Origin of the sequence: Accumulibacter sp. (assembly GCF_032229525.1) — a bacterium.
Taxonomy (GTDB): domain Bacteria; phylum Pseudomonadota; class Gammaproteobacteria; order Burkholderiales; family Rhodocyclaceae; genus Accumulibacter.
Genome location: NZ_JAVTWB010000014.1, coordinates 1 through 3,294, shown reverse-complemented (window position 1 = coordinate 3,294; position 3,294 = coordinate 1). Strand labels below are relative to the sequence as shown.

Below are 3,294 nucleotides of genomic sequence, written 5' to 3'. Positions count from 1 at the left end.
CCGGCGGCTTCATCGCCATCGGCATCCTCGCCCCGGGTTCGCCGATCGAAGGCGGGTTCGACGCCCATCTGGGCGGCATCGCCGTCGGCCTCGGCCTCGGATGGCTCATCAAGTCTTGTGTTGATCTCAAAGGGAATCGTCATGGATAGCCGTCGTAACTGGATCAAGGGCGCCCTGGCGCTCGTCTTGCTGACCGCCGCCACCGGTGCGTTGGCGGGAACCACCGGCACCGAGTTTCAAAGTCTCTATACCTGGCTGACCGGCATGGTCCAGGGCTACTTCGGCAAGGCGGCTGCCATCGCCGCGATCGGCCTGGGCGCGCTCTTCTCGCTGGCGCGGCTCAACCCGATGCCGATTCTTTCCGGGGTGGCGTTCGCGGTGTTCCTGCAATACGCACCGACGATTTCGACCGGCATCCTGACCGCCACGATCTGAATCCGGAGAGCGCCGTGGACGAGATCGGTTACATCCCCAAGTCACTCGAAGCCCAGGAACGTTTCCTGTGGTGGGATTTTGATCAGGCCATCCTCTTCCTGCTGATCATGGGGACGGGCGTGATCTCGGGGGCCATGCTGGCCGGGATGATCTGCGGCGCGCTCCTCGCCTGGCAGTACGGTCGGATCAAGACCGGCAAGCACCCCAAGTTCGCCTTGCACGCGCTCTACTGGTGGCTGCCGAGCGGGATCGTCGTCCGCCTGCGGGCGACCCCGCCGTCGCATCTGCGCTTCTTTCTCGGCTGAGCCATGCGCCTTCGAACCTTCACCTCCGAGCGGGACAATCATCGCGCTGAAATCACCTTCATGCGCATCGCCGTCGGTGGACTCGTCCTGGCGCTGCTGGCCAATGCCGGCGCCTTGCTCGGCGTGGCCGGCTCGGAAAGAACCGTGCTCGTGCCGCCGGAAGTGCACAAGACCTTCTGGGTCAGCGGTCAGAAGGTCTCCGCTGATTACCTCCAGGAGATGGCGTACTGGTACGCGGGCTTGGCGCTCAACATCACGCCGCACGTCGCGGAGTACCAGAAGAATCTCTTCCTCAAATACGCCGCCCCCAGCGAATACGGCCGTCTCCAGGCCGAGTTCGGCGCCCGTACCGATTTCATCCGCAAGAACAACGCCTCGACCCAGTTTTCTGCGCAATCGGTGATGCCCGACGAGACCGCCATGAAAGTGGCCCTCGCCGGTGTCCTGATGACCTGGGTCGGGGACAAGAAAGCTTCCGAGAAGCAGACCACCTATGTGGTCGGCTTCCGTTACCGCAATGGGAGACTGCATGTATCCGAATTCAGGGAAACCAGCGATCGGGACCCGTTTGGCGCTGACGCTGCTGCTCGCTAGCGTCGCGTCACCGCTCTTAGCCGGGCAGCTCCTGGAGGGCCGTCCGGACGATGCGCTGACCGCCACGGTCTCGCGCAACGAACCGAACCTGATCCGCGTCGATGGCGGAAAGATTCGCCGTATCCACGGCGTCGAAGGTGAGTTCGTCGTCAGTGCCGACCGGGAAACCGGCGCCGCCTACCTCAAACCGACGACCGAGCAGCCGCAGTTCAGCGTCTTCGTCGCCGACGATGCCGGCCGCCACTGGAAACTACTGCTCCACACCGCCGACATCCCGGCAGAAACGCTGGTCATTCGCGATCGCACTCAGGCACGCAGCGAGGGCAAAGCCATTCTGGCCGACGACTCGCGCCTCGGCGCGATCCGCCGTGTGCTTCTCGCGCTGGCGCGCGACGCCGAACCCGAAGACATGACCGCCCGAAACACGCTGGAGATCGTCCCTCTCTGGAACGAAGCCCGCCTGATCCTGGTAAGGACGCTGGACGGCGCCTTGTTCGGAGAGAAGTACCAGCTGATCAACGTCTCGTCGTCGCGAATGGTGATCGACGAGCGCGAGCTGTATCGACCGGGTGTGCTGGCGGTGATGGTCGATTCGCTCGAACTTGAACCGGGTGAAAGCACGGACGTCCTGGTCGTCCTGGAGGGACGTGATGGCTGAGTCACCCGGCAACCGGATCGCCTCGGCGATCGCCAGACTGTCCCCGAAACAGCGGCAGGTCCTGATCCTGGGGCTCGGGGGGTCAGTGTTCGCAGTGCTTATCTTCGGCGGTGTGGCGCTATGGGACCAGCCGGCCACCCTTCCCGAGGGAACGCCGCCGGTACGCCCGCAGCCCTTGCCGATCAGCGCTCCCGGCGCCCAGGCCGACCCCCGAGAGATCTGGATGAGCAAGTCCAGCGAGCAGATGCGCCAGATGGAGGAGATGATCCAGGGGCTACGCCAGCAGGTCGACCTGATCGAGCGGAAGCCGCCGCTTTCGAATCCGGTTTTGCAGGTACTGCCGCCGCCGCTGTCCTCGCCACCACCACCGGTGGCCGAGCCCCTCAACCTGCCACCTCTGCCACCATTACCCCCGCTGCCGACGAATCCGGGCGCAGGGATGAACCCGGACGGAGCGCCGGTGTTGCCCCGGCCACCGGGGATCGCGACCTTCGAAGTGAGCGACGCCAAGGTCAGCGCACCCGCGGTGGGCGGGCAGGGGGCCGACCAGAAAGACGCCCGCAGCTACGTGCCATCGGGATCGTTCTTCCGGGCGGTATTGCTCGGCGGTCTCGACGCGCCCACCGGCGGCCAGGCGCAAAGCAACCCGCACCCGGTCCTGATGCGCGTCCAGGACAACGCCTTCCTGCCGAACCGCTACCGCTTCAAGATCAAGGAATGTTTTGCGCTGGGCGCCAGCTATGGCGACATCAGCGCCGAGCGCGCCTACATCCGACTCGAATCCCTGTCCTGTGTGCGTCATGACGGCAAGGCGATCGATGTCCCGGTCAAGGGCTACGTCGTCGGTGAAGACGGCAAGGCCGGCATGCGTGGCCGTCTGGTCAGCAAGCAGGGGCAGGTACTCGCCAATGCCTTGCTCGCCGGCATTGGCGCGGGAATCGGCCAGGCTTTCCAGCAGAGCGCGATGACGGTCTCGACGAGCCCGCTGGGGTCGATCGGGTCCGTCGATCCGGGGAAACAGGTCCAGGCCGGTCTGGGAACCGGTGTCGGCAAGGCGCTCGACCGTCTCTCGCAGTACTACATCACGCTGGCCGAGAAGATGTTCCCGATCATCGAGATCGATGCCGGTCGCACCGTCGAGGTGGTGTTTACCAAAGGCTTTTCTCTCGCCGGCGGGTCCGCGGGCGGCGATTCCGATAGCTACACCGACATCTGGCGGCGCGGCCGCGAAGTCCAGAAGAAACCCCTCGAACCTTTCAAGGAGTGATCCATGTCGTTCAAACCCCTACTGGTCCTGCTCTC

Annotated in this window: 5 protein-coding genes; all 5 read left to right on the top strand. The window is 64.7% G+C overall.

The window, feature by feature from the left end; genetic code table 11:
* Window positions 1–141: 141 nt before the first annotated feature.
* Genes traA through RUW20_RS01290 form a run of 5 tightly spaced genes read left to right on the top strand, consistent with a single transcriptional unit; the run spans window position 142 to window position 3,259 of the window.
* Window positions 142–435: a TraA family conjugative transfer protein gene (gene traA / locus RUW20_RS01310; RefSeq protein WP_291983290.1), complete on the top strand. Its 294-nt coding sequence runs from the start codon at window positions 142–144 to the stop codon at window positions 433–435.
* Window positions 436–449: 14 nt separating this feature from the next.
* A complete protein-coding gene (gene traL, locus RUW20_RS01305) occupies window positions 450–740 on the top strand; it encodes a type IV conjugative transfer system protein TraL (protein WP_291903604.1) in 291 nt (96 codons plus the stop codon).
* A gap of 3 nt (window positions 741–743) precedes the next feature.
* On the top strand, window positions 744–1,334 hold the full coding sequence (gene traE, locus RUW20_RS01300; protein WP_313950385.1) for a type IV conjugative transfer system protein TraE: 591 nt from the start codon (window positions 744–746) through the stop codon (window positions 1,332–1,334).
* On the top strand, window positions 1,270–1,992 hold the full coding sequence (locus tag RUW20_RS01295; protein ID WP_313950384.1) for a type-F conjugative transfer system secretin TraK: 723 nt from the start codon (window positions 1,270–1,272) through the stop codon (window positions 1,990–1,992). Before traE ends, RUW20_RS01295 begins: the two co-directional genes overlap by 65 nt.
* A complete protein-coding gene (locus tag RUW20_RS01290) occupies window positions 1,985–3,259 on the top strand; it encodes a TraB/VirB10 family protein (RefSeq protein WP_313950383.1) in 1,275 nt (424 codons plus the stop codon). The genes RUW20_RS01295 and RUW20_RS01290 overlap by 8 nt, the downstream gene beginning before the upstream one ends.
* The last annotated feature ends 35 nt before the right edge of the window (window positions 3,260–3,294 follow it).